The following is a 26544-nucleotide window of genomic DNA, read 5'->3' as shown; positions in this document are numbered from 1 at the left end:
ACCTTTTATAGAACTCTTTTTGCATTATGAAAATCTTTTCTCTTACTTAATTTACTTATTTTTACCACATCTCCAGTACCTGGAGCATGTATAAATTCTCCATTACCTATATACATCCCAACATGATGAACTTCTTTTCCAAAAAACACTAAATCTGAGGGTTGTAAATTATTTTTACCTACATCTTTTCCATATCTAGATTGTTCTTTAGATGTTCTTGGTAATTTTACCCCTACTTTATTGAAACAATATACCATGAGACCAGAACAATCAAACCTATTTGGACCAGTGGCACCCCACTTATAAGCTTTTCCTCTATGCTTCATAACCTCATCTATAACTGTCTTAGCTTTTCCTGATGAATTAATAGAGTAAGTGCCATCTCCTATAACTGCTTTTCCATTCTTTTTACCCCAAGCATTACATTCTTTATTACTAGCCATCAATATATCAAAATGATACACTCCATTTTTTATATTTATTGCTCCTCCTCTATCAGTAACAGTATAAACTTTTCCATCTCTAGATGTACCAGTTCCCTTTACTTGTATCTTTGTTCCAAATTTTATACTCTTTGGTGCTGCGCAAGTATTCTTTTTAGGGTCTAGTCTATTTCCTTGTGCATCATAAAGTCCACCTTCCATAGAATTATTTGCAGGATAATATGCAGTAAATAAAGCTTTAACCTCATTCCCATTCATAATACCATCACCACTATCAACAATTTCCTTTTGCTCATCTTGCCCTACAGACTTTTCATCCATAATATTTTGAAAATTAAGTTCTAGTTCAATTTGATAATCTCCATTTTGCCATGTATGTTTATCTGTATCTATATAAAATAACCCTACTAACTTAGTATATGAATCTTTTACTTTTACTCCTCTACCAGTTACACAGCTTATGTCTCCATATCCTTTTAGAGAACAAGTCCTTTCAATTCCTTTAAACTCACTTTCTACATCTGTTGTACTATTTTCTTGTTGTTGTATAACTTTTTGCATTATTACATTTACTTCTTTAAATATCGAATCATTAACCTTCTCACTAATCTTATTACCATATTGGTCAACTACCAATACCTTATTTTTTACATTTTCCATACTTTCTGAAAAAGTTGTATTGATAAGATTAAATCCTTCTTCAAAAGTAACATTTAATGTAACAGTTCCTTTCTCAATAACATTAAATTTATCAAGATTAGCTTCTATCATATATTTTTTCTTTGTAGTCTTACTTGCTTCTGTATAAGCACTCATTATGGTATCATATCCATTTACAGATATAAACATTTTAGTATATTTTACATTAGTCTTTGGTATATTACCAATTGCAAGCTTATTATCTGCAAATACTTGCTTTGCAATATCCTCTACTAACTTGTCCTTAAAATTATATGACACTTCACTTTGTAAAAGTAAAAATCCCATATCTTTAGCTGTAAAATTGATGTTAACACTACTTGAGTCTTTAGACCTATTAATTATCATTCCTCTAAAAAGTTCTTTTTCATCTACATAAAAACAAATCGTACTAGCTATTGGAATATCAATCTGCTGAAAATTAATATCTGAAGCTGACTGTACTATTGAAAACTCTAATGTTCGTGATGGAGACTTATAGTCTCCAGACCAAGAAACTGTATCTACAATATTGCTTATATCATATATATTTCCGTTTTTTATGTGTACCCAAATCTTTATAATAAAAAATCACCTACCTTTTTGTTTAAACTTTGAGTAATTTTTTATAACAATTACGCTACTTTTTAGGATTTGCTCTAGGTATCTGTAGTCTTTTATATTCTCTTAAATCCAATGAAAAGTACACATCTCTTGTACCATCTTTTTCTTCATAGCTAAAACCTTCTATTATCACTTCCATATTTATATTTGTCTCTGTAACTGTAAATCTCAATATGAAACCTTCATTCATCCACCTTTGAATTTTATTTACACAATCATACGGTGATGGAAATCCTTTATAATTACAAAAAGAGTATTCCTTATTTGGAAAAAAACTAGATATATTTATACTTCTAAGGGCTACTCCTCCAAAGGTCGCTATTTCTCCAACTTTAAGTATATTTGATGAGTTTATAGTTGCTTTTCCATTTATACTTATTGAGGATGGTATTACTGGAAATCTGAATCTATCTTCAGCTTGTCTAAGCCACATTTCCATTATAAAACACCTCCTAGTTGTGCCATTTGTATGCTTGCAACTAATTTTGATGTTACTTTTTCAATATCAGCTTCTTCTCTAATCACTATTGTATCAGCTAATTTAGCTATACTTATATTTCCACCATTTTTTCCACTTCTATATTGATTTGCTTCTTGTTTAGTTAAAACCATTTCACCTTCATGAAGTCTTGTTGAGAAATCATTGTATGGTACATAATTTAAACCAAATGCATTATTTTTACCAGAATCACCAGCCTTTGTTCCAGCATATGGATCCTCTTTATAATTTTTTTTACTTTTTTCCACTAACTTTAAAACAGTTCCTGTAATACTTCCATTCTTTATCTTATTAACCATAGTTTGCCACCACTTACATATATCTTTAACTATTTTACACACTTTATCTAATATGTTAAAGAAAGCTCCTAATATTGGCTCTACAATTTTCCATCCCGTTTCTAACAAAGGCCCTAATGTCTCCCATACTGTTTTCCATATAACTCCTAATGTTTCTATAAAATTATTTATTTGAGGAGCATATTCTCCTAAAAAAGTAAAAATTCTTGTAATAATTGGGCTGACGGCTTCTACAACAGGTCCAATCAATTGAAATGCAGTTGTTACTACAGTACCAAATATACTTATTATACCTTGTGCAACTGGTGATTTATTGTTTATACTGTCTAATAATCCGTTAACAAGATTTACTATAGGAAGTAATGAATTTGTTAATGCTGTAAAATCAATATTTTGAGCAAGCATCTGACCTGTATTACCTATTGCCCCTGGAATATGCCCTAGTGCTGTAGCTGTCTGAGTTTCAATTGGATTTTGTTTATTTTCAGCAATCTTTTTTCCATTCATTACATCTGCTACTTTTTGAGAAAATCCACCCAAACTTTGTGGTACTTTTTCTAAAAATGAATTTATCTTTTCTAATCCACCTTGTAATATAGTATCAAATGGTTCAATCATGTTATTCAATCCCATATCAATGTAAGTTGATGCACTAGATAATAAACCAGGAATTGTAGAAGCCATTTCATTAGCTAATCCATTTTGCTTCTCCTTTATACCTTTAAGTGCATCATCAAATGTTTTATAATTTTCTCCAACCAAAGTATTTAGTGCATCCATATTACCCTTTGATGCACTTACAAAAGCTGCTGACACATCTTGTTCACTACTGGTATCCATATTTAATGCTCTGACATCTACCATAGCCTGAGTTATCTTCTTTGATTTACCAGCGTCTCCTCCACCAATCATCATTGCCTTAGTACTCATTGAAATAACTTCACTAGGATCAAAGGGTGTTTTTAATGCAACATCTTTTACTATATCATCGTAATAATCATTAGCTTCAGACTTAGCTTTAGCCTTATTTTTAATTCCTGTAGTTCTTTGAACAACATTAGTTAAAACAGCTTTTTGATTTTGCCCTTTACCTACTAAATCTACACCTTTTTTTACAGCTTCACCTACTGAAAATCCATTAGTAATATCAGATATTTTGTCTTTTATTCCTCCTAATACACTACTTGCTTTATCTTTTATTGAAATAGCTCCACTCCACACTCTCCCAGCAAATTGCTTTAATTTTGATAAGGTACCTATTAAAACATTTTTAGCTAAGTCTTTAACTGAAATGGCACTAATCCATTTACTATTTTTAATTTTACTTAATATATTTAGTATATTTTGGACGCTGCTACTTCCTTTTACATCCATCACTACTCTGCTGTTAAAAATTTTATTCTTAAGTCCAGGTAATTTATCAGTAACCATTTTTTTGGGAACATCTATTGTTCTAGTTTTAACTCGCTGAACAATCTCTTGTACAGTTTTTATTTTTGTAGGTTTATTACGCTCGTCTTTATTAACCTCAGAATTATTATTTTGGGATCTTGCATTTGGATGTGTATCCCTTCCTTTTTTACTATTTGCAATTTGTGATAATCTAACTAACTTACTTCTAGCCTTTTCTGCCTCTCTTCCAATTGTCCCTAAATCTTCACTAAAATTTTTACTTGATGAATTTGAATTATTCATACTTGCATTCATTTTTTCTATAGAAGAATTTACACTTTTTATGCTATCTTTCATTTTTTTTATAGAAGAATTTACACTACTTATACTACTACTTGCGCTAGCCATAGAACTCTTAATATTATTTGCCATTGCATTTGTTGAAGGAGAAACAGATACAGTAACTCTTCTAAAAGTCTCAGTAACTGATATGATTTGCTTCATTTTTGGAGTGTAATTATCTGTAAGATACATATTTATACCTTCTTCTCTTACATTACCCACTATATACCACCTCCTGTCAAAGGACAAACTCCGTATCCATGCTTCATTTTTTCAACTTCCTCTTCAATTTCTAAGGCGAAAAAAGCTTCAATAATCTTTAATTCGCCTTTATCCATTGCATAAAAAAGGGACGGTCTAATACCTTTTGTCTTCCAATAATAATACATTATTGTGGTCTTGGTATCCGTCCCTATTAGTTTTTTACCTCTTCTATGACTGCATTTTTACCATAACCCATTACATCTTGAAGGATTCTGTATAGATTAGTAATTTCACCTGGTAACAATAGCTTTCTTGCTAATTCCTTTGGAGTTGGAGCCTTAAATTTACTCATTAATTCCTTGTTTTTAAATAAAAGCTTTCCATCTAAATCACAAACACCTTCTATAATTGTAAGCATCTGCATCTCTGGTAAGTCTATATCCGTTTTCATATTTTCATCAATTTTAAGACAAGTATTTTGTATCTCCTCATCTTTACTTATTGTCAATGCTCTACACATTACTTTAAACTCTTGGCCAAATATATTAGATAATCTTTTTAGTTCAACTATAGTACTTGGTCTTTCTAAATTTTCTGTATCTACATTTAAAAGTAAGTCTACTATATTTATATTTTTTGATAATCCATTTTCACTCATTATTATCTACTCCTTTATCAATCAATTTCTATTAACTAACAGCATTTATTAACTATATATTTACTAACTATCCAGATAAAACTAAATTATATCAAGGAAGTCATACTCAGTAAATGTGAAAGGAGCTTCTATTTCTCCTTTTACTCCAACTTCCCAATCAGCTAAAGTTAAGTCATCAAAAGCTATATTTTTTACTGCTATTCTCTCCGCTCCATAAGAATCTGGGTCATTTAGCTTAGATATAGCTACAAATCTAGGTTCAGAACCTCTTTTTATCTTTTCTCCTATTAATTTATGCATTCTTGAGCTGACATGATATAAAGTTATTGAACCTTTTCCTTTATATCCCATATACTTCGTATCAGTTCCCATTTGACCTGCTATTATAATATCTTCCTTTGTAAATTCCATCTTTGCTTGAAATTTCTTTACTTCTGCTACTTTATCTCCATCAAGCCAAAGTTCTCCCCAAGTACCACTCATTACATTTCTAGCTTCCATATTTGCCATATTAATAATCCTCCTATATTTCTATTGATAAATCTATATCTTCCATAGCATCTAACATCTTTATTTTTGATGTTAAGAATACTTTTGAACCTGTATTAGCTTCTCTTAGTTCTTGCTCTTTCATATTAGATATATCTATATTTTTAGATTTTAAATACTGTTTTTGTGATTCTATATCTATATCTATAATTGAACCAGCTTCTATTAATTCTTCTTTTTCTAATTCTTCTAGATATTCTTTTATAGCTACTATTAATATACATTTATTATCATAACTATTAGGAATCTTGCCTATATAATCGTCTATTATTACTTTCTTTATATCATTATTTATAATATCCAAAGTGTCAACTATCTTGATTTTTTGGAACATCTCTCCTTTTTCTTCAGTTAAATCAGTTAAAGAATTTATTCCTCTAGCAATTCTTATAGCTCCAGCTTCTTTAATAAGGATAAGCTCTCCATTATTAACTTTTGACTCTGCATCAGCTTTAGTGCTTTTAGGTATATCAATAACATCACCAAGCTTAGTATAAGTTATTGATTGACTTAAAGGTGTTCCTGCTATAATACCAGCTATTCTACTCGTAAACTCCTCAGCACTATACTTCTTTGTTCCAACTAATGTATCTTCTGTAGTAAAATTAATTATTCCCTCATGATTTCCTGCAACTTTGCCCAATATCGCTTTAACTTTAACCTTATCTGTATCTCTAAGTTTAATTATCCAGCTTTTGATGACATTCTTATCAGCTTCTATTGCTTTAGGCATACATAAATAATTAAATTCTTTAGTTTCTAAAAAGTCTAAGGCACTTTGAACCTCTTCCTCTCCTCCTAACACATAAACTAGTACTTTATTTGGTGCATTGACATTTCCCATCAAAGCCATATTTATATAGTCTTTATTTTCAGCAGATAAATCAGCTGGTATATCTTCTTTTTCATGTATTTCATTAAATCCTAGTGCTTTGGTATCTTTAAGCACCATTGCAATTATTCCTCTAGCTGAACGCTCTTTAACAGTTGTAGCTAGCTCCTTAAATGATATATTGATACTTGGTAATCCTATAGCCATACTATCACTCTCCTAAGTTTAAATTTATTTCTTCCATATTTTCATATACTTCTTCTTCTTCATATACACTATCAAGAAAGTTTAATGTAATTGAAAAGTTCAATGTATAAATTGACTCCTCTTTTTTAATGCTTTGTTCAATTTTAGCTATATTTAATTTTCTATCTCTTACATTTACAGTTCTATTAAATAGCTTATCAAGTTCATCTGAAACTTCATACATTCTTATATTATTTGATTGTGGTCTTGGTAAATACTTTATAGACATAACAACATCTTTGTTGTTTGTCTTTAACATTATGGGTGTACAAAGAACTGATACCATACTTACAAAAAAACAAGACCCTTCTGAACCTTGCATACTTTCATCATCAATAAAAATACTTTCATCAAAACTTTTTTTAAGTATATCAATAATTGTTTCTAATATTTCTTTGTTTTTAAGCAAATAATCACCACGCTATCACTAAATATTTTTTTACTTAATGTGGCAAACTTCTTATGAGTAGCATAAGTAATTTTTAAAGATACATCTAATTTCTCTATTGTTATGTTCCCTCTATATTTTTAGGTAATATCATGTTTCTCAATTCCTCACCTCCCTCACTATAGATTTCTTTCACAATAACATTATCTCATGTATTTCAGTGGGTGTTGTTGCTATAGTGTGTATAAAGTGTTGTAAAAGTGTTATGTTTTTTATAATATTTCACTTAATTTACAAATCATCTTTTTCTTTAAGTTGTAGCAAGAAGTTCTATCTAAATGCAATTTCATAGAAATATAGGTCATATTATTTTTAGTCTTACTATTATAAAAGAGATTAAAAAATTCCATCTCCATATCATTTAGACAAGTTAGAGCATTTTCTATTTTTTCCTTTTCTATTTCTATATCATCTTTTTCCATTTTTAATTTTCTTAATCTCTCCTCTTTTTTTACAACTTCATTTTCAACAGAAGAACTTATATTATATGTAGTACTAGTTTTTTCAGTATAAACTACAGCTCCACATCCAAAGTATTCATTTTCACATCTTTTTATATCTAGGTTAATATTCTTTATCTTTACATCCAAATACTTGTAATTATGTAATCTTTCATCTACTTCCTTAAGTAATATATCTTTTTTATTATCCATTATATTTCTCCTTTTTATATTTTATTGTCTTTATCCTTAACTTTATAATGATAGTTTCTAATCAATAGGCTTATTGCAAGTTCCACAAACTTTAAAGAACATTTTGTTCTATATATATTCAAAAAATTTTATCCATATTTTGTTCTAAAATAACAGAATTTTTTATGCAAAATGAATCATAACTTTTTATGTCTATTTCTACTCTTGATATATAATTATTTGTAATTCCCGCTTTCTCCAAATTTAGTTTGCGACAACCTTATAGATTCTCTGTAACCTTTTAAATTATTTTTAAACATACTTTTCTCCTCCTAGTATAATTAAGAATATTTTGTTCTTATCTATATTCATTATATAGAATTATTTGTTCTTTATCAATATTTTTTAGAAAAAATCATTCTTTTTTCTTTTATTAGTTTTAATTTTTAGAACAATTTGTTATAATTTATACATAAGGTGGTGTTATAATGTTTGCCAAAAGATTAAGAGAACTTAGAAAGGAATTTGGATTTACTCAAAGAGAACTTGGTGAAAAAGTAGGAGTTTCTCAAAGAGTTTTAGGATACTATGAAACAGAAAACAGATTTCCTGATGAACATATTTTAAATAAATTGGCTGATGTATTTAATGTATCAGTTGATTACCTTCTTGGAAGAACCTTGGTTAAGGAAAATATTGACACTGTTGCGGCACATAGAAAAAATCCACATGAAGACTTACCTGAAGAAGCTCAAGAACAACTTAATGATTATATAGAATTTTTACTAAATAAATATAAAAAAAAATAAACTATATAATGAGCAGATTTATTTCTCTGCTCTTTTAATATAACTTTTCATCAAACATACATTCTATATTAGGGGGATTTTTATGAATAATTTGGATAAACTTTTTGAATTAGCTTCTCAGGAAGAGATAATAATTCATTATACCACTCATATTGCAGGTGACTTAGAAGGATTATATATAAACAGGCATGGTATAAAAGTTATATCATTACTCAGTAACTTAAAACAAAATACCAATAAACTTACATCCATATTAGCAGAGGAACTTGGACATCATTTCACTAGTTTTGGATACTATATATCCTCTTATAATGATTATTACACAAAAATCATTATAGATAAATGTGAAAATAAAGCTTTAAAATGGGCTTGTGAATTTTTAATTACAGAAGAAGATATAATAAATATAATTAATTCTGGTATTACTTGTGTTTATGAAATGGCTGATATGCTTAATGTAGATATCAAATTTTTTCAAAAAAGATTGGAATTCTTATCATTAAAAAAACAAACTTTACCACTTGGTAATAATAAATATCTTGTATTAACTAATTTGCCATATTTCTACATATTTGATCCAATTTCATAATAAAATGGTAGTAATTTTAATTGACTTAATAGCAAAAATCTATATATTTATTTTAGCAAATTTTGGTTTCTATAAACTCAATATTAATATATAATAATGATAGCACATTATTTAAAATTCTAAAAACAAATACATGCTTTTTTAAGAAAGGTTGTTTGATGAATGTATAAAGAAAAGTTTTTTGATAATTATTTTAAGTTCTTAGCACTATTTTTTTGGCCAATTATGTGGTATAAGTGGATAGTAATTTCAAATGGTACTCTTGAAAATACATTATTTACTGCTTATACAATTGTTGCAATTATTTACATCATTTTATACTCAATATTTATAATAAAATATAAAGACATTACACAAATAGATTTCTTTTACAGGATAAGCACTTTACTTGCATTTATATTTACTCTTTTTAGTTTCTTGATATATCCAAAGAGTTTATTTTTCTTGTATCTAAAGATAGTTTTTACTGGAATATATTTTTATTATTCAATAGTAAAAACACTTAAATTTAAACATGAAGAAGGAATAGTGGGAATTATGGCCTCAATTCTATTGATTGTAATCACCTTGTTCTATTAAATCTAAGTCTATTTGACTTAATATGACTTTAAATGTTAGACATATACATCGTTTTCTGATATTATTTAAGTTGGTAGCTTTATATTAATAATGAAATACACTATAAAAGGAGTTAACTATTATGGAAAATATGGAAAAAAAAGTTTTAGTAACAGTTGGAGAAAAAGAGATAACTAATATTGATATTGAAAATGCATTAAAATCATTAGATCCTTATCAAGCAATGCAATTTAAAACTGAAGAAGGAAAAAAACATTTATTAAATGATTTAGTAAACCAAGAACTATTCTTCTTAGATGCTAAGGATGAAAAATTAGATGAAGAAGAAGTGTTTAAGTTAGAAATGAAAAAAATAGAAGCAAATGTATTAAAGCAATTTGCTATAAATAAAGTTTTATCTAGTGTTGATGTAACAGAAGATGAAAAAGTAAAATTCTTTGAAGCTAATAAGAGTTCTTTTTCTAAACCAGAAAGTGCAACTGCTAAACATATACTAGTAGATAGTGATGAAAAAGCTAAAGAAATACTTGCTCAAATAAAATCAGAAGAAATATCTTTTGAAGATGCTGCTGTTAAACATTCTTCTTGCCCATCTAAAGATATGGGTGGTGATTTAGGAACATTCGGTAGAGGACAAATGGTTCCTGAGTTTGAAGAAGCTGTATTCTCTATGGCTAAAGGTGAAGTAAGTGAACCAGTTAAAACTCAATTTGGATACCATATAATAAAGTTAGAAGACCTTCAAGAAAGTACAGAATCTACATTTGATGAAGTTAAAGATGAAGTTGAAAAAAGTTTATTATACCAAAAACAAAATGAAGTTTATGGAAATAAAATAAATTCTCTTAATGCTAAATATGGAAATCTTGTAAAATACAACGACTAATAATAAAACAACAGATAAAAAAGGCTGTCTTATCTATAATTTTTAGAAAAGACAGCCTTTATATTAAAGTTTAAGAATTTAATTTCATATTATTATTCTTTTATTACAAAGAATAGAAGTAGAAACTTGAAAAGTTTCAAAAAATTTTCTAATTATCATCTGCTAAGTTTTTATATCCACGTATTATCTCATAACAATAACCTATTACATCTCTTCTTTTTATTATCCCAATAAATGTATCTTGGTCATCTATAACAGGAATAAAATTTTGATTTAAAGATTTTATTACTAAATCTTCAATATCTGCATTGATGGAAACAGGAGAATTATCCATTTTTCTATTTATATCTGTTACTGGAACATCTTCCAATCCTTTTAGGTCCAGATTTAAGTCGTTTTTTAATGTCCATAAAAAATCACCTTCTGTTATAGTTCCAATATATTTACCCTCTTTGCTTATTATTGGAATTGCAGAGTATTTGTGATATTCCATTTTTTCTAGGGCTTGCCTTATAGTGTAGTCTTCATATATATATGCTACTTCACTTTTTGGTGTTAGAAAGAATAATATGTTCATTACACTACCCACCGTTACCGAAAACTTATAAATATTATCCAATATTTATAATGTTACTTTTTTGCAGTAACTTTCTCCTTTCTCATTTTCTAAGTATTTTTTAGATACTATACGCTGTAACAAGCGTTTTTCTTTTAATAGCTTTAAATGTCTATACTTTATTAATATTTTTATATGGTCTATCAGCGTCACTTATTCTTTTTATAGAAAATTAACTAGAGGTTAATTGACTTAAACTGAGCCATAATAATTTTACTCTACACTATTAATTTTAACATATTTATCTTATTATTAATGCCTTTATTTTAATAATTTTAATTTATTTTGCAATTAATTTAGTTTACAAAAAACTGAAAAAACCGCTAAACGATTAGCGGCTTATCTGTCATATTACTAGAATACTAATATATATGAATTTTTAATTATAATCTAACTACGTTAGCAGCTTGAGGACCTTTAGCTCCATCCACTACTTCGAATTCAACACTTTGTCCTTCTTCTAATGATTTGTATCCATCTCCTGTTATAGCTGAGAAATGTACGAAAACATCTCCTTCACCTTCTACAGATATAAATCCAAATCCTTTTTCATTGTTAAACCATTTAACTACACCAGTTTTCATTAATAAATCCTCCTAAAAAAACACAATTATTTAGCTACTCTTTTCTGTAACCTTATTACTACTTTATCATATATAGCTATGTTTGTCAATTATTATTATTTTTATACATTAACAATCATTTTTTTTAATTTATAATATTAAATCATTGTTATCTTTTATACTTTATTTTTCTTTATAAATTTTTAATAGTTTATTTTTATTATATGGAATCTTATAGATTTATCACTCCAACCTAAATCCCATGGCACAAGCATTCTATCAGTATTATGACAGGTTACCAAAGGATATCCTCTTGAATCCAATCCCGTTACAGTCGAAACATGTGTTATTCTACCTTTTTTTTCATATCCTACAAAATCTCCAGGACGTAGATTATAAGCTTCTTTGTAAACATCTTCGTAAGAACCTTTAGCTATTAATGAACCTCTTCCACTATAGAGAGCATAATTTTTAAAAGCTTGCGCATTTACCCATGCTTTTGTTCCTGCTCTTTCACTATAATTCCAGATTGAATTTTTCTTAAACTTTCCACTTTCAAACATTATCTGTGATGCAAAGTTGGCACAATCTCCACCTTCTGGATTATAATCTCTATAATTTGGATTAAACTTCATACCATGTTCTTCATCTGCTGCTGCTCCACAGTATTTATGTGCATAATCTATAGCCTTCTTTTGCTCTTCTGTAAGCTGTAACTCTACAGCATTTTGTTGACCAATATAGCTTCTTATATCATCAGATTTTATATTTTCTAAATTTAAAGAATCTGCAAAAGGGTCTGTATACCACTCTTTAGTTATTACATATTGATTATCTATGATTTTTACATTTAGATAGTGATATGTACCTATTCTAAATACATTTTCTTTGTCATTTTGATTTTCATATGAGTACTTATACTCAGTTGATACAGAACATATTATGCCATATAAGTCTTTTTCTTTTTCTTTTATTTTTTTAACTTTGACTCTTGTCTTTATGTCTTTAAACTTTACACCTTGTTTACTAGACCAATTTTCTAAATACTTCATCTTTTTTACTTCATTTTCATAAGCCCAAAGACCAAACTTTTTTTCTGTTTCATAAAGACCTTTTAAAATATTTTCATTTTTCTCTAATATTGCCTTATTTCTGTAGTCAAATAAATTTTCAAGCAATAACTTATACTGGTCTTTTACATCATCACCTTCAACAGTAGCAGATTCTATAACTTTTTCTTTCATATTTTTCATACTTAAATCATTAATTAAAAATACACCTGCTGTAGTAGCTAAAGATAAAAATACAAATGCCATTATACCTTTGATGTACTTATTTTTATTTTTCAGTATTTTCAAAGCTACACCTCCCAAATAGTACACCTTACGAATAAATTCACAAAAAAGCTATTATTATATACAATAATTTTCATATTTAATAATTCTCTATCTTATTATGTCCAATATTAAAAATTAATTGTATTGATACACTGTTTTTTTTACAAATTTTTATTTTATAATCTACTTTTTTCTTTTTTTTATAGTAATATATATGTATATAAATATTTTGATATCATTATGATTAATACATACTAATGGAGGGTTTTTTATGCAAAAAAAAGTCGCAGCAATTAATGACTTATCTGGAATAGGAAAATGTTCATTATCAGTTGCTATACCTATACTTTCAGCATTAAAGGTTCAATGTTGTCCATTTCCAACAGCTATACTTTCAAGTCAAACTGGTTATCCTGAGTTTACATTTTTAGATTGCACTGATGAGATGGTAAAATATTCAACTGTTTGGAAAAATTTAAAAGTCAACTTTGATAGTATATATAGTGGTTTTTTAGGTTCAAAACATCAAATTGAAATAGTGGCAAACTTTATAAATGATTATCCAAATGCTTTTATCGTAGTTGACCCTGTAATGGGCGATAATGGAATTATGTATCCAATCTTTACAGAAGAAATGAGACATGAAATTAAAGAATTAGTTAGACATTCAGATTTAACTACTCCTAATTTAACAGAAGCTTGTTTCTTAACTGGAAATGACTATACAAAAAAGGATTATAATAGAGATGAACTTATAAATATTGCAAAGTCTGTATCTTCTTTAGGACCTAGTAAAGTTGTAATCACAGGTATATTAGAAGATGATAATATATTAAATTTAGCTTATGATAGAGATACTGACCATATATTCTTTACTTCTGTTAAATACAATAACTGTTCTTATAGTGGAACTGGAGATATATTTACATCTATACTTTGTGGTATGCTAGTGAATAACCATGACTTAGGAATAGCTGTTAATACTGCAACAGATTTTATATATAAAACGATAAATTATACGTCTCAATTTGACACTGATAGAAATGATGGAGTGATGTTCGAAAACTTTTTATCAGATTTAATTAATATATAAAATTAACCACAAAAATTATCCATTTTACAAATACCTACCAAGTATATAAAATTTAGGTATTTATAAAATGGATATAAGTATTAAATTATTGGTATTTCAATTGTTATCATTGCTCCACTAGTTTTTATAGAATTTTCAACATTTAAATTACCATTATGTTTTTGTATAATAGTATTTGCAATGTATAGACCCATACCATAATGAGATTTAGAGTTCCTACTCGAATCGCCTGTATAAAACTGTTCTGTAGCTTTTGATAAATCTTCCTTAGAAAAACCTCTTCCACAATCTGTAATTACAAATTTTAAATATCTTTGATTTACTAATACATCAAAATATAACTTACTTTGATTTGTTGAATAATCAATAGCATTTGAAATTATATTCATAATAGCTCTAAATAATAATTCTCTATCTATTGTTATATTCTTAGGTAAATCATCTTGCTTATAAAATTCCACATCTAAACTTTTTGTACTGGCCAGTGCTTCTATTTGCACCAAAACATCCTCTATAAATTTATCAATATTAATACTTTCTTTATTAATTGTATAACCTTTATCTGCTTTAGATATGTATATTAGAGTGTTAATATATTTTTCTATCTGAGTAACACCATTTGCTATATATTCCATATATTCTGATAGCTCAGGATTGTCATTTATTTCAATCAATAAGTCCGCATTTCCATGTATAATGGTTAATGGGGTCTTTATATCATGTGCTAATGCAGATATCTGTTCTTTTCGAGTTTCTTCCAGTCTCCACTGCTTTTCTAGAGAATCTTTTAATGCTAGCTTCATTTTTTCTATAGAAAAGAGAACATTATCAATTTCATAAATATCACTAGATTCTATTGTAAAATCTAAATCTTGCTGTTGTATTTTTTCTGTAGCATTTTTCAAAAGGTCCATTTTTGCATTAATTTTTTTACCAAAAGATTTTGATAGTATAACCATTTCAATAAAAAATGCTACAACAAAAATAATTATCCCTAATACTTCTGGCTTTGGCAAATATTTTCTTAAAGCTGGAGAATTGAATTCTGATACTATATCATATCTTATTATACATACTTCATTTTGTCTAAAAAGTTTTATATAATTGTCTGACGAATGTCCACTTTTTACTTCAATACCTTTCATTAAATTCCAGGTTTTTTTTGCTTCTTTATTATTAAAAGTTCCCGAAGTCAATTTACCATCTAAAGTGTAGATTCCATAGTCACAAAAATCTGGTATTATATCTTTAGTTACTTTTTCACTTGAAATAATTTCATCTTTATATTTGTAGATTTGCTTTTCTGTATAATTGGATGGCAACACTACTCCTAATGATAATAACACAGAAAACAAAAATACTAAAAGAACTCCCAAAGTAATTGTTGTAACAAAGAATACAGACAAATATCTTACAAAAATAGTTCCTAACTTTACAACTTTTTTATTATTAGACTTTTTTTTCCGAAACATTCGTATCATATCCTCCAAACAGTTTAATTAACAACTAAGCAACTATGTATCTGATTATTTTTATCTTTTTTATGCTATCAAATTATACTATAATATAATAATACAAATAATCTAAATAAACAATTAATTATTTTATTCTTCAGATTTCTTACCTTCCCATTTAGAAAACCAAATACATAAAATTACAAATGCAAAAATAGTTGCAAAGCCACAAATTAAACCTATTGACTGAAACTCTTGAATTGATTCAATTTCTTTAGAACTTGAAAAAGATGCCCAAACACTTACAAATCTAACACCCCATGCACAAGGAATATACTGCCATATACCATCTCCTAGTCCAGTTAGTAATAGTGCTGAAAGTAAAGTCTCCACTATACCTACTCCAATTGATGTTCCTTTTCCAAATCTCAAACTTAAGAATAAATGTAATATATATTCAAATAGATTACTTCCTGCTAAAATTAAAATTGAAATCATATAAAAACTTAGTGTAAAATGATTATTATTAAAAATAGTATCTATACCAAATTCAAAACCTAACACAGAAACTAATGTTGCTCCAAAACCAAGGCATATTAAAATTACATATTTACTTATAATTGTAAGGTATTTTGGATTAGATGATGTTAGTATATGCTTATAATTTCCTGAGTAATATTCTTGTTCAACGCACATTGAACACATAATACTTGATAATAAAGGAAAAGCTATAGCTATAACTTGTAAATATGCTCCTATCTTTGATATACTATCATAACCTGAAATATTGTAATATCCTAAAAATAAGCCTATTCCTACTAATGCAATACAAAAGTGTATTAGTACTATGTAAGTTCTTTTTAGTTTTATCAAGTCAGAATTAAATAGTCTTATTAGTTGTGCCATATTATTTCACCTCTCTATTTTTAAACCAAGCACTTGTAGCTAAAGTAAATAATATAAATAAAGCAATAGATATTAATATACCTGGTAAAATGACATTAGTGCTTAAAAGTTCATTTCCTTCTGGTACAGGAAGTCCATTTGGTAAAATATGCAATATTGCAGCCATTAACCTTGATGGAATTGAATATGGAAATAAACACCATGAACTTGTAGTTGAAAAAACTGCTACTCCAAATACAGTGAAAAACATATTTATTAAAACTGTAATAAACAAACCAAATTTTGAGGCTAAAAACATACAAAGTGGAATTTGCCACATAAATAGTAAGATAAGTACTATAGTTCCAATAATATTTTGATTTATTAAAATAGTTTTCTTATAAACTACTCCAATAAAAACTATCCCTATCATGAAAATAATTGAAGATATACAAAGTATAATGGTACAATAAAGTATTTTTCCAGTCCAGATATTTTTTTTGTCAACTGGCAATGACAATACACCTCGATACTTCTTTTTTTCATCTTTTTGTACTACTAAAGAACAAATCAAAGTTATTGCTCCTGGAAGAAACATAGTATACCACCAATTGTAAGCACCATTTTGTCCTCCACCTAGTCCAAAGCAGATAAGTATAGAAAATATTGGGGCTATCCAAGACAATCTCATTCCAAAAGTTCCTTTCATCTTTAGGAATTCTGCTCTAACAAATCTTTCCATGTTACTTACCTCTCTTTCTATTTTCAGCTACAACTTTCATAAAAAGTTCTTCTAAATTTTGTTCCCTTGATACTTCTCCTTGATACCCTATTACTCCATTAGAAATTATTCCAATTTCATCTACAACTTGCTCAACCTCAGATAAAATATGACTTGATAAAATAACTGTAATTCCTTGTTTTGGAAAAGAACGAATCAGTTCTCTAAGTTCCTCAATTCCAATAGGGTCAAGTCCATTTGTAGGCTCATCTAAGATTAAAAGTTTTGGGTGATTTAATAATGCAATAGCAATACCAAGACGTTGCTTCATACCCAGAGAAAACTGACCTGAACGCTTTTTAAAAGTATCTCTTAAATCAACAATCCCTAAAACTTCTTCAATGCGAGAGTCAGGAATACCAAGTAATGTAGTATGAACTTTTAAATTTTCTCTTGCTGTTAAATTCTCATATATAGCAGGTGATTCAATAAGAGACCCAATGTTTGCTAAATCTTTTCTAGTCCATCTATGACCTTCAAATAATATCTTCCCAGAAGTGGGGTTTAAGATTCCTGTTATCATTTTTAATAAAGTGGATTTCCCAGCTCCATTCGGTCCTAATAATCCATAAATAGAATTATGTTTAATTGCAATTGAAATATTATCAACTGCAACCTGCTCCTTAAACTTTTTAGAAACTCCTTTTACTTCCAAAATATAATTACTCATAATTTTCATCCTTTCTTTTGTCAAACTTATTTACAAGAATCATTCTAAATCATAAATATAAGGATTTTATAAGAATTAAAAAATTATAAAAAAAATGATGTGCTTTTAAATAAAACACATCATTTCTTATGTTAACTCTATTAATTCTCCATTGTAGTATATCTCTACTTCTTCAATCCAAATACTATTATCATCTTCTTGAATGACATTTTTGATAATATTATTTATAGTATATATTATATTTTGTTCATTTAAATAATCATCTTTCCAAGAAACTCTCCCCTTTTCATCAGGTTCAACTAAGTTTATCTTAACTAGACTATCTTTTTCCTGAACTTCTACTTCCATATCTAAACCATTAAAATACTCATGTGATAAAGTATCTAAGATTAACTGTAGTTTTTCTTTTAATGTACTTTCTTCATCTATTTGTAAGTATTTTACTATCTTTTCATCCTTTGAAACTATCTCTATAGGTATTTTAGCTGTTCTTCTAGGATTAATTGTATCAGTTTCTTCTTTGATATCTTCACCTTTCTTTACAACTGCAGAATCTCTAGAATCTCTAGAATCAACCAATTCTACTTTGTCAACTTTATAATCCATACATGCTGTACTCAATAAAGTAGTAGCAATTATTAAAAAACTTACTGCTATTTTATTCATAAGTATCCCTCTCCCAATTCTATTTCGATACTTATTATACCATAGTATAGACTATATTTTTATACTTTTAGGTCAATTTATTAATTATAGTAATGAATTATTTACATTTCTAATTTATTTGAATTTATTTTTATAGTATACTCTTGTTCTAAATTCGACAAGTTTTCATTTAAAAGCCCTTTTATTTCTCTTATATTTTTATATGCGTTATGATTTTCTTCACTGTGTTCATATTCAATTGAACTATCATTGTATTCTTCTGACTCATCATTAATTTCTTCTATTCTTTCTTTAGATTTTATATCGCAATTAAACTTATACTTATTTACTGGTAGACTAAGACTTACTTTAGAATTTGGAACCTCTATATCTAAATTTTTAGCAATTGGAAAATCACAATATATGCTAAAGTTGTTATCGTAATGTGAATTTCTACCTATTTTTTCTTTTATATTTATATTTTCAGGTATATATTGTTCTACATTATTGACAAATATGTCTTCATATTCTGAAGATATATCTAATGATTCTGTTTCTATATTTACGTTTTTAACACCTAAGACTGATTTTGTAGATAATTCAAGATTATTGCTAGATATTAAGTTTAATGTATCTAGCTTATTTATATTATTTTCAGTTATAACTCTCTCAAATCTTCCATAAGAAGTCTTATATGTTATATTGCTTGAAGCTACATTATCATATACTAATAAAGATGAATCTACACTTGATACATTTATATCTACATTATTTGGTACATAGATTACTATTTCCCTATAATCTCCTGAAAACATATTATTTATAGATGTATTGAATAATTGGTCAAAATTTTTAATTTTTTTAACACGATTTTCATATTTTCTTTCACCTTTTACAACTAATGTCTTATCCTTTAAAGTTACATTATATTTGTAAAATTCATTGTTTCCTCTTGTTGTCACACGTACATCTTCACTTGAATGTCTCTTTATCGTAACATTTATATTGCCAACAGATACATCTAACTTGTCAATATTTACTTTTTCTTGATAAAGTTTATTTTCCTTTTTGAATTCAGCTTCTTTTTCGAGTCCAAAGTTTATTAAGCTTGGCATAACTAAAATCCCTGACCATGTTGTTCCAATTATACCTATTACCAATAAAACCGCAGCAAATATGGCAAGTTTCTTATTCATGTTTATCTTCTCCTTTCTTATCATCTATTTCTTCAAAATCTTTATACATTGCCTCAAAATTTATACTATCATCGTTGTAATTATCAGATTCCTTTATATTCTCTTCTTTTTCTATATTACAATAATCATCATATAAATCTTCATTACTATCTTTATTTAAATCTTTCTCACTTAAAGTATCCTTATTTCTTTTTTCCATCTTTTTATTTGCATTTATATAAATGTTTTTTCTCTTTATCCAATTTATATAACTGCCTAACAATTGTTTACCTAACTTTATAACAAACAGTAAAATTTGCCATGCCAGTATCTCTAAACCTATAAATGCTATAGTCGCAAATATACAAAACATTGTAACATCTGGAACCATTGAAATAAATTTAATCACAAATGGAATTGATATGACAAAAGCAATCAATGTACATACTAACCCAATAGCAACTGAAATAATAGCACATACAAATGCAAATGCTGGAATAATCAATAATAAGGATAAAAATACTAATAAAATCTTTATAGCTTCTCTAGATACTCCTCCGACACCTTCTTCTATACTTGGAGTAAGCTTATCATTTACTCTTTCTTTCGATTTATTGTACTTTTCTTTAGCTTCATCTTTTAAAATAGAATAACCCTTTTTCATATCTAACTTGAATTTACTAAACTTATCATTTAAAATATCTGTGTTTATTATTTTTTCATCTTCAATGTTTTTTTCTTTTGTCTGTAGAATAAGTTCTCTTGCTATAGATTTTGGTGAACCAAGTGATGCTATTATTTCCATATCACTCTTTCCTTCTATAATCCCATCTACAAAATATTCTTCATAATCTCTCAATATATCATTAACTTCGCTCTCAGAAAAATCCTTTTTTAGATAATCCTTTAAAATTTCCAGAAACTCAGTTTTATTCAAGTTCATTACCTCCCTCATCTTCACTTATTAAAATCTCAACAGCTTTTACAAATTCTCTCCACTCTTCCATCAGATTGGATAAGTTTTCTTTTCCTAGTGAAGTTATTCTATAGTATTTTCTAGCAGGACCCTCATTAGATTCTAGTATATATGTTTCAAAATACAAATCTTTTGTCAGTCTTCTTAGAATAGGATATATCGTTCCTTCATTTACATCTATTACTTTGGAAATATTATGTACTATTTCATATCCATACATATCTTTTTTAGATATTAGAGCAAGTACACAAATTTCTAAGACACCCTTTCTAAATTGTGTGTTCATATACTCCATCCTTTCTTTAAATACACAGTATTGTGTTTTACAAGGTACTATGTTAAAACTTCTTATGCTTTTATAATAACACAGTACTATGTTTTACACAATAGTTATTTTTTAATATTATTATTGATTAAATTCTTATGTAAATGTATAATACTCTAATCAGATATATTTTATGAAAGTGGTGATAAATTGTCTAAAACAAAAGAAGATAAAACTATATTAATCTTAACAGCTCAATTTGGTGCTGGTCATATAAGTGCTGCAAAAGCAGTTAAAGAATGTATTATGGAAAAATATAGTAATTACAATGTTGTTATACAAAACTTTATAAATGCAAGTATACCTATGATGAATAAGCCTATGGTGAAGCTTTATGAAAACAATACAAAATATACTCCTGGATTATATAATTATTATTATTATTTTAAGAAATCGTTTGACTCAAGACATGATTTCTCTCATAAATTATATACACCTAAACTTTCTGAGTATATTTCTGATATAAATCCAGATTTGATTATCTCTACATTTCCACTAGCTGCTGCTTGTGTAAATAATTTTAAGATAAAAAACCCTGATATAAATATACCAACATTGACAGTTATCACAGATGTTGTAGACAGTATGGAATGGGTTTTTGAAAATACAGATTTATATTTTGTTCCATCTCCAGAGATAAAAAATAGATTTTTTCAAAAAGGAATAAGTCCAGATTCCATAAAAGTTACTGGTGTTCCTGTAGATAAGAGATTCCAGATTGAAAGTAAAGAACCTTGTTATGGAAAATATAGGCTATTGCTTTTGGGTGGAGGAAGAGGTCTATTTGATATAGATGAGGATTTTATGCATTGGATAGATGACTTCATTGAAGAACATATTAATTCCATAGAGATTACAATAGTTACAGGTAAAAATAAAAAACTATATGATAATTTAACTCATAAAAAACCTCTAAAAAATATAAAAGTACTTGGATTTGTAAATGATATGTACAATCTGATAAAAGAATGTGACTTAATGTTGACTAAACCTGGAGGAGCAACTATATTTGAAGCAATCCAGTCTCAAACTCCAGTACTTGTTAAAATGCCAAAAGTTGGTCAAGAAATTGAAAATGCTAAATTTATAATAGATAAAGGACTTGGAATGATTTATAGTGATGACCTAGACCTAAAAAACATATTTTATAAGTTAGTATCAAATGAGTTTGATTCTATAATAAATTTTATGAAAAAGAATCTAGAAGAGTTTAAAACAGTCATTCATCCAGATGAAATTGCTGATTATATATCAGAATTAATAGATAATCAATATAATTAATTTTATATTAATTTTATTGTAAAACTTAAAATCCAAAATTAAAGGCAATTGAGTATGGTTTTTACATTTGAGATTTAACTCAAAATGATTTAATCATACTTAATTGCCTTTATAACATCAAAATCAAATTATTACTACTTTATCTTAATATATATTTTTCTTGTATTGCATATATAATTGTTGTATTTCTTCCATGCTTCTCTTTAGTTCTATTTGTAAATCCGAAGCAGTTTGATAATCTTTATTTTCTACAGCCTCTCTTACTCTAGTAAATAGTGATTCCCTAGTTAAAGTATCTTTCATAATATTAAACTTTAAGTCTGATATTGAATTCCAAACTACTTCATCAAGTGCATCCATATTTTCTTTTGTGTGTACTTTTACAATACTTCTTATCTTTTGAATTCCAGCTTCTATTATTCTAGTTTTTAATTTTTTTTGCCACTTATCTATTGCCCCAACTTTAAATGATTCTATTATACTATCAGTAAATACATCACCTTGTTTTAAAGATTTTAATTTAGAAGCATATATTTCTAGGTTTTTCATATTTTCATAAACTGTTGCTGGAGGTGTTCCAAATCTTGCATTTCTTTCTTCTAAATTATAATGTTCAAATACATCATTTTCATCTCTATATGCTCTGTCTTTTTCTAAATAGAAACTTTCTTCTCCCACATTTTTAGATAATTCTTTTTCTAGTTCTTTAGTACTAAGTCCACTCTTAGCTGCTGCTTTTATACCATCTAACATTGTTTGATAACATCCTGCTATTACTAGGTAAGTATTAGATAGAGGACTTGGTGATCTTAATTCAAATCTTACAGTTTTTGGATTCTTTATATCTCTTATTAACCCAACAAGTACCGACCTATTTCTAGATGGCATTTCATAACTATGACCTAAAGATGTAACTATACATACAGGTGCTTCAAATCCAGGAACCAGTCTATTAAATCCATCATTAGAAGCTGTTACAATCGGATTTAATACTTCATAATTATAAAGAAGTCCCATAAGAGCTCCATACCCTAATTCACTTAGATAGTCTTCTTTTAAATCTTTTGGAGCAAATAAGTTTTTGATACTTCCATCTTTTAATTTTGCACTTACTCCTACATGTGTATGACCACCACTTCCTGCAACTCCATGAATTGGCTTTGCTTTAAATGTAACTTCTAATCCATGCGATGTAAATACATCTTCTATAACATCTCTTACTAATAATTCATTATCTGCCGCTTGTAGTGGTGTAGAAAACTTCCAAGAAACCTCTAATTGCTCCATAGCATGGTTTGTTTTTCCATCTATACTTATAGAACTTTGAATTCCCCCAACCTCTTTATGAGCCATTTCAGGGCTTACACCTAGCTTTTGAAGTATTATTAAACTTTGTTCCAGACAAGTTCTTATAATACCATGAGTTCTTTTCCAGTATTGTTCTTTTAAGCTTTGTGATACATATAATTTTTCTAAGTCAGCTTTATCTTCAGGAGTATTAACCCAAAATTCGAGTTCTGTAGCTGCTGTTAACATTATTTCTTCTATATCATCTACTGAGTTTATTCCTATATTGTTTATTACATGTGGATATTCTCTAAATATTTCAAACATAGATTTCTTAAAATATTTATCTGCTTTTTGAAGAATTCCCCTAGAACATACTTTTTTATTATCGTGTATTAGAAATGCAGGTATCTTTAATGTTCCTACAGGCAACCCTACTTCTTCATCTATGTATTCCATATTGTAATCTACATACCAATGACAACTTTTATCTGGCATTAAGTCTACTTTTGCATTATTCAATGTTGCTATATTGTAAAGTTCAACACTTGAACCATCAGTTTGTATAGCTGATTCTAAGAATTTATCTATATCCTCTAAAAATAATTCTACAGGAATTTTTTCATCTGTTGCATTTCCTCCTAAGTCAACTCCCATTAAAGAAACGAACCTTATGTTTTTATTGCTCTCTAGGATTTCTCTTATTTCTTCATTGGTATGCTTATCTTTCTCTATTACATATAATAAACTCTCCATCTTTTCACTCTCCTATGATTTTTGTGTAAATTTTATTTTATTAAATATACAAGATAAAATTCATTTTTCCTTATATTTATGAATTTTTCTTGCAAAATATTCGTGTTTTATTCGTGTTTTTATCTATATTATTATATATCAAGTACAAAAAGTTCGCAATATTTTTTCTTAGAAAAATATTATACATACAATAGTTTAACATTTTTATAAATATGGGGTATACTAAAATAAAAGTATTTTTGTTTAAAAATTTAATTTAGCTTATAATATAATCTATACTAGTAATAATACAAAAATTTAGGAGATAAACTTTATGGAATACATAATTTTCGATTTGGAATTCAACCAAGGATTTGACAAAAAACTCAATAAAACTGTGTCCAATGAAAAATGTCCTTTTGAAATTATACAAATAGGAGCAATTAAACTGGATTCTAAATTTAATATAGTAGATACATTTAATAGCTATATTAAACCTACACTATACAAGGCAATGCACCCTTTTATTAGTCGTATGACCAATATTAAAGACTCTGATTTTAACGATTCACCTACTTTTCCTGAGGTTTACAACAATTTCATAAAATTCATAGCATCACACGACCCTATACTATGTGTTTGGGGGATTGGAGATTTAAAGGAGTTATACAGAAATATCAATTATCATAAGCTAGCATCAGATATTTTACCTAAGTCTTATATTAATATTCAACAACATGCATCTAAATATTTTAATAATCCAACAGGAAAAAGTATTGGCTTGCAAAATGCTATTTCTATATTGGAACTTGATGAAAAAATGTCTTATCACAACGCTTTAAATGATGCATATTATACAGCGAAGGTTTTTATTAAGATATATAATCCAAGCATAGTACCTGATATATATGTGTATACAAATATTAAATCTAAATCTATAAAGTATTCTAATAAAAAAAGAGTTGACTATGATAAATTATTTGATGAGTTTAAGAAAATTCTAAATCGTGATTTGACTAAAGATGAGAAAAAAATTATTAATTTAGCTTACAACATGGGAAAAACAAATCAATTTGAATTAGAAAACTCTAAGCAAAGAAAAAATAAGTGAAATTTATTTAGGTTAAAAAAAGGCATGTAGATTAAAAGAATAATTAACTTTAAATTTACATCTACAGCCCAATTTTTATCCTGATTAAACTTCTATCTTATCTCTAATTCTACTGGACAATGGTCTGACCCCAATACCTCAGTATGTATATTTGCATTTGTCAATCTATCTTCTAATTTTTTAGATGCACAAAAATAATCGATTCTCCATCCAGCGTTATTTTTTCTTGCATTAAATCTATATGACCACCAACTATACACTCCTTCTTTATCAGGATTAAAGTATCTATATGTGTCTATAAATCCACTATCTAATAATTTAGAGAATTTTTCTCTTTCTTCTTTTGTAAAACCTGCGTTCTTTGTATTGTTTTTAGGATTTTTTAAGTCTATTTCTTTATGTGCAACATTCATATCTCCACACACTATTACAGGCTTATGATTATCTAATTTAACTAAATAATCTATAAAGTCATCTTCCCATCTAGTTCTATATTCTAATCTCTTTAATTCAGATTGAGAATTTGGCGTATATACAGTAATAAAATAAAAATCTTCAAATTCTAAAGTTATAACTCTACCTTCCTTATCATGTTCTTCTATATTTATTCCATACATTACTTTTAAAGGCTCTTTTTTTGTAAATATAGCAGTACCTGAATAGCCTTTTCGCTCTGCATAATTCCAGTACTGAAAATAACCTGGCAAATCTAACTCTATTTGCCCTTCCTGTAATTTAGTCTCTTGTAAGCAAAATATATCTGCATCAATATCTCTAAAAAAGTCTAAAAATCCTTTCCCAACACACGCTCTTATCCCATTGACATTCCACGATATAAATTTCATATTCCACTCCTCATCTAAATAGCAATTTTCTATTAGTTTTTTTATTTATTTTTCTA

The 26544-nt window shown here is 27.5% G+C and carries 28 protein-coding genes; 6 read left to right on the top strand and 22 right to left on the bottom strand.

Features of this window, described 5'->3' with window-relative positions; translation table 11 throughout:
* Positions 1–5: 5 nt before the first annotated feature.
* The 9 genes from IC173_RS01525 to IC173_RS01485 form a co-directional block, all read right to left on the bottom strand.
* Positions 6–1490 carry an NlpC/P60 family protein gene (locus tag IC173_RS01525; RefSeq protein ID WP_227434273.1) on the bottom strand — a complete coding sequence of 495 codons (1485 nt, stop codon included), beginning with the start codon at positions 1488–1490 and terminating at the stop codon, positions 6–8.
* Between the two features lie 271 nt (positions 1491–1761).
* Positions 1762–2184 carry a hypothetical protein gene (locus IC173_RS01520; protein ID WP_227434272.1) on the bottom strand — a complete coding sequence of 141 codons (423 nt, stop codon included), beginning with the start codon at positions 2182–2184 and terminating at the stop codon, positions 1762–1764.
* The gene (locus IC173_RS01515; RefSeq protein WP_227855066.1) at positions 2184–4499 is read right to left on the bottom strand and encodes a hypothetical protein; all 2316 of its coding nucleotides are present in this window, start codon (positions 4497–4499) and stop codon (positions 2184–2186) included. Before IC173_RS01515 ends, IC173_RS01520 begins: the two co-directional genes overlap by 1 nt.
* Positions 4499–4666: a hypothetical protein gene (locus tag IC173_RS01510; protein WP_227855065.1), complete on the bottom strand. Its 168-nt coding sequence runs from the start codon at positions 4664–4666 to the stop codon at positions 4499–4501. Before IC173_RS01510 ends, IC173_RS01515 begins: the two co-directional genes overlap by 1 nt.
* Positions 4667–4692: 26 nt before the next feature.
* Positions 4693–5139, bottom strand: coding sequence for a phage tail assembly chaperone (locus tag IC173_RS01505; RefSeq protein ID WP_227434269.1), 447 nt, complete (start codon positions 5137–5139; stop codon positions 4693–4695).
* Between the two features lie 81 nt (positions 5140–5220).
* Positions 5221–5649: a phage tail tube protein gene (locus IC173_RS01500; RefSeq protein WP_009896262.1), complete on the bottom strand. Its 429-nt coding sequence runs from the start codon at positions 5647–5649 to the stop codon at positions 5221–5223.
* A gap of 13 nt (positions 5650–5662) precedes the next feature.
* Positions 5663–6727 carry a phage tail sheath subtilisin-like domain-containing protein gene (locus tag IC173_RS01495; protein ID WP_227434268.1) on the bottom strand — a complete coding sequence of 355 codons (1065 nt, stop codon included), beginning with the start codon at positions 6725–6727 and terminating at the stop codon, positions 5663–5665.
* 4 nt (positions 6728–6731) lie between these two features.
* On the bottom strand, positions 6732–7175 hold the full coding sequence (locus IC173_RS01490) for a DUF6838 family protein (protein WP_227434267.1): 444 nt from the start codon (positions 7173–7175) through the stop codon (positions 6732–6734).
* A gap of 251 nt (positions 7176–7426) precedes the next feature.
* Entirely contained in the window at positions 7427–7867 is a 441-nt protein-coding gene (locus tag IC173_RS01485) for a hypothetical protein (protein WP_227831199.1), read from the bottom strand.
* Between the two features lie 467 nt (positions 7868–8334).
* Between IC173_RS01485 and IC173_RS01480 the strand changes: the two genes are divergently transcribed.
* The 3 genes from IC173_RS01480 (at position 8335) to IC173_RS01470 (ending at position 10709) form a co-directional block, all read left to right on the top strand.
* A complete protein-coding gene (locus IC173_RS01480; protein WP_227434265.1) occupies positions 8335–8655 on the top strand; it encodes an XRE family transcriptional regulator in 321 nt (106 codons plus the stop codon).
* Positions 8656–8737: 82 nt separating this feature from the next.
* Positions 8738–9244: an ImmA/IrrE family metallo-endopeptidase gene (locus tag IC173_RS01475; RefSeq protein WP_227434264.1), complete on the top strand. Its 507-nt coding sequence runs from the start codon at positions 8738–8740 to the stop codon at positions 9242–9244.
* Between the two features lie 709 nt (positions 9245–9953).
* Positions 9954–10709 carry a peptidylprolyl isomerase gene (locus tag IC173_RS01470; RefSeq protein ID WP_227434332.1) on the top strand — a complete coding sequence of 252 codons (756 nt, stop codon included), beginning with the start codon at positions 9954–9956 and terminating at the stop codon, positions 10707–10709.
* A 148-nt stretch (positions 10710–10857) separates the two neighbouring features.
* Here the strand turns inward: IC173_RS01470 and IC173_RS01465 are convergent, their stop codons facing one another.
* The 3 genes from IC173_RS01465 to IC173_RS01455 all read right to left on the bottom strand — a co-directional run bounded on the left by IC173_RS01465 (position 10858) and on the right by IC173_RS01455 (position 13246).
* Entirely contained in the window at positions 10858–11286 is a 429-nt protein-coding gene (locus tag IC173_RS01465; protein ID WP_227434263.1) for a CBS domain-containing protein, read from the bottom strand.
* A gap of 422 nt (positions 11287–11708) precedes the next feature.
* Positions 11709–11909, bottom strand: coding sequence for a cold-shock protein (locus IC173_RS01460; protein ID WP_227434262.1), 201 nt, complete (start codon positions 11907–11909; stop codon positions 11709–11711).
* Between the two features lie 182 nt (positions 11910–12091).
* Positions 12092–13246 (bottom strand): amidase domain-containing protein, encoded by a 1155-nt coding sequence (locus IC173_RS01455; RefSeq protein WP_227855064.1) that lies wholly within the window; start codon positions 13244–13246, stop codon positions 12092–12094.
* A gap of 250 nt (positions 13247–13496) precedes the next feature.
* Here IC173_RS01455 and IC173_RS01450 point away from each other — a divergent pair, with 250 nt between their 5' ends.
* Positions 13497–14318, top strand: a complete 822-nt coding sequence (locus IC173_RS01450; protein ID WP_227434260.1) for a pyridoxamine kinase — start codon at positions 13497–13499, stop codon at positions 14316–14318.
* A gap of 80 nt (positions 14319–14398) precedes the next feature.
* Here IC173_RS01450 and IC173_RS01445 read toward each other — a convergent pair whose 3' ends face one another.
* The 8 genes from IC173_RS01445 to IC173_RS01410 form a co-directional block, all read right to left on the bottom strand.
* Positions 14399–15790, bottom strand: coding sequence for a sensor histidine kinase (locus tag IC173_RS01445; protein WP_227855063.1), 1392 nt, complete (start codon positions 15788–15790; stop codon positions 14399–14401).
* Between the two features lie 132 nt (positions 15791–15922).
* Positions 15923–16678 carry a lantibiotic immunity ABC transporter MutG family permease subunit gene (locus IC173_RS01440; protein WP_227823672.1) on the bottom strand — a complete coding sequence of 252 codons (756 nt, stop codon included), beginning with the start codon at positions 16676–16678 and terminating at the stop codon, positions 15923–15925.
* A 1-nt stretch (position 16679) separates the two neighbouring features.
* The gene (locus tag IC173_RS01435; protein WP_227434257.1) at positions 16680–17399 is read right to left on the bottom strand and encodes a lantibiotic immunity ABC transporter MutE/EpiE family permease subunit; all 720 of its coding nucleotides are present in this window, start codon (positions 17397–17399) and stop codon (positions 16680–16682) included.
* Between the two features lies 1 nt (position 17400).
* Positions 17401–18108, bottom strand: a complete 708-nt coding sequence (locus tag IC173_RS01430) for a lantibiotic protection ABC transporter ATP-binding protein (protein ID WP_227823671.1) — start codon at positions 18106–18108, stop codon at positions 17401–17403.
* Between the two features lie 126 nt (positions 18109–18234).
* Entirely contained in the window at positions 18235–18774 is a 540-nt protein-coding gene (locus tag IC173_RS01425) for a hypothetical protein (RefSeq protein WP_227855062.1), read from the bottom strand.
* Between the two features lie 101 nt (positions 18775–18875).
* Entirely contained in the window at positions 18876–19949 is a 1074-nt protein-coding gene (locus IC173_RS01420; RefSeq protein ID WP_227434254.1) for a DUF4097 family beta strand repeat-containing protein, read from the bottom strand.
* Entirely contained in the window at positions 19942–20871 is a 930-nt protein-coding gene (locus IC173_RS01415; RefSeq protein WP_227482261.1) for a DUF1700 domain-containing protein, read from the bottom strand. Before IC173_RS01415 ends, IC173_RS01420 begins: the two co-directional genes overlap by 8 nt.
* Entirely contained in the window at positions 20858–21190 is a 333-nt protein-coding gene (locus IC173_RS01410) for a PadR family transcriptional regulator (protein ID WP_009889116.1), read from the bottom strand. Before IC173_RS01410 ends, IC173_RS01415 begins: the two co-directional genes overlap by 14 nt.
* A gap of 189 nt (positions 21191–21379) precedes the next feature.
* On the opposite strand from IC173_RS01410, the gene IC173_RS01405 reads away from it, so the two are divergent.
* On the top strand, positions 21380–22510 hold the full coding sequence (locus IC173_RS01405; RefSeq protein ID WP_227434252.1) for an MGDG synthase family glycosyltransferase: 1131 nt from the start codon (positions 21380–21382) through the stop codon (positions 22508–22510).
* Positions 22511–22654: 144 nt separating this feature from the next.
* Here the strand turns inward: IC173_RS01405 and IC173_RS01400 are convergent, their stop codons facing one another.
* Positions 22655–24553: a glutamine synthetase gene (locus tag IC173_RS01400; RefSeq protein ID WP_227434251.1), complete on the bottom strand. Its 1899-nt coding sequence runs from the start codon at positions 24551–24553 to the stop codon at positions 22655–22657.
* A 313-nt stretch (positions 24554–24866) separates the two neighbouring features.
* Between IC173_RS01400 and IC173_RS01395 the strand changes: the two genes are divergently transcribed.
* Positions 24867–25643, top strand: coding sequence for a 3'-5' exonuclease (locus IC173_RS01395; protein WP_227855061.1), 777 nt, complete (start codon positions 24867–24869; stop codon positions 25641–25643).
* Between the two features lie 92 nt (positions 25644–25735).
* Here the strand turns inward: IC173_RS01395 and IC173_RS01390 are convergent, their stop codons facing one another.
* Positions 25736–26488 carry an exodeoxyribonuclease III gene (locus tag IC173_RS01390; RefSeq protein WP_227855060.1) on the bottom strand — a complete coding sequence of 251 codons (753 nt, stop codon included), beginning with the start codon at positions 26486–26488 and terminating at the stop codon, positions 25736–25738.
* Positions 26489–26544: the final 56 nt, after the last annotated feature.

The organism is Clostridioides sp. ES-S-0048-02, assembly GCF_020658495.1.
Lineage (GTDB): Bacteria > Bacillota > Clostridia > Peptostreptococcales > Peptostreptococcaceae > Clostridioides.
The sequence above is the reverse complement of the archived record's forward strand: the minus strand, read 5'-3'. Positions and strand labels throughout refer to the sequence as shown.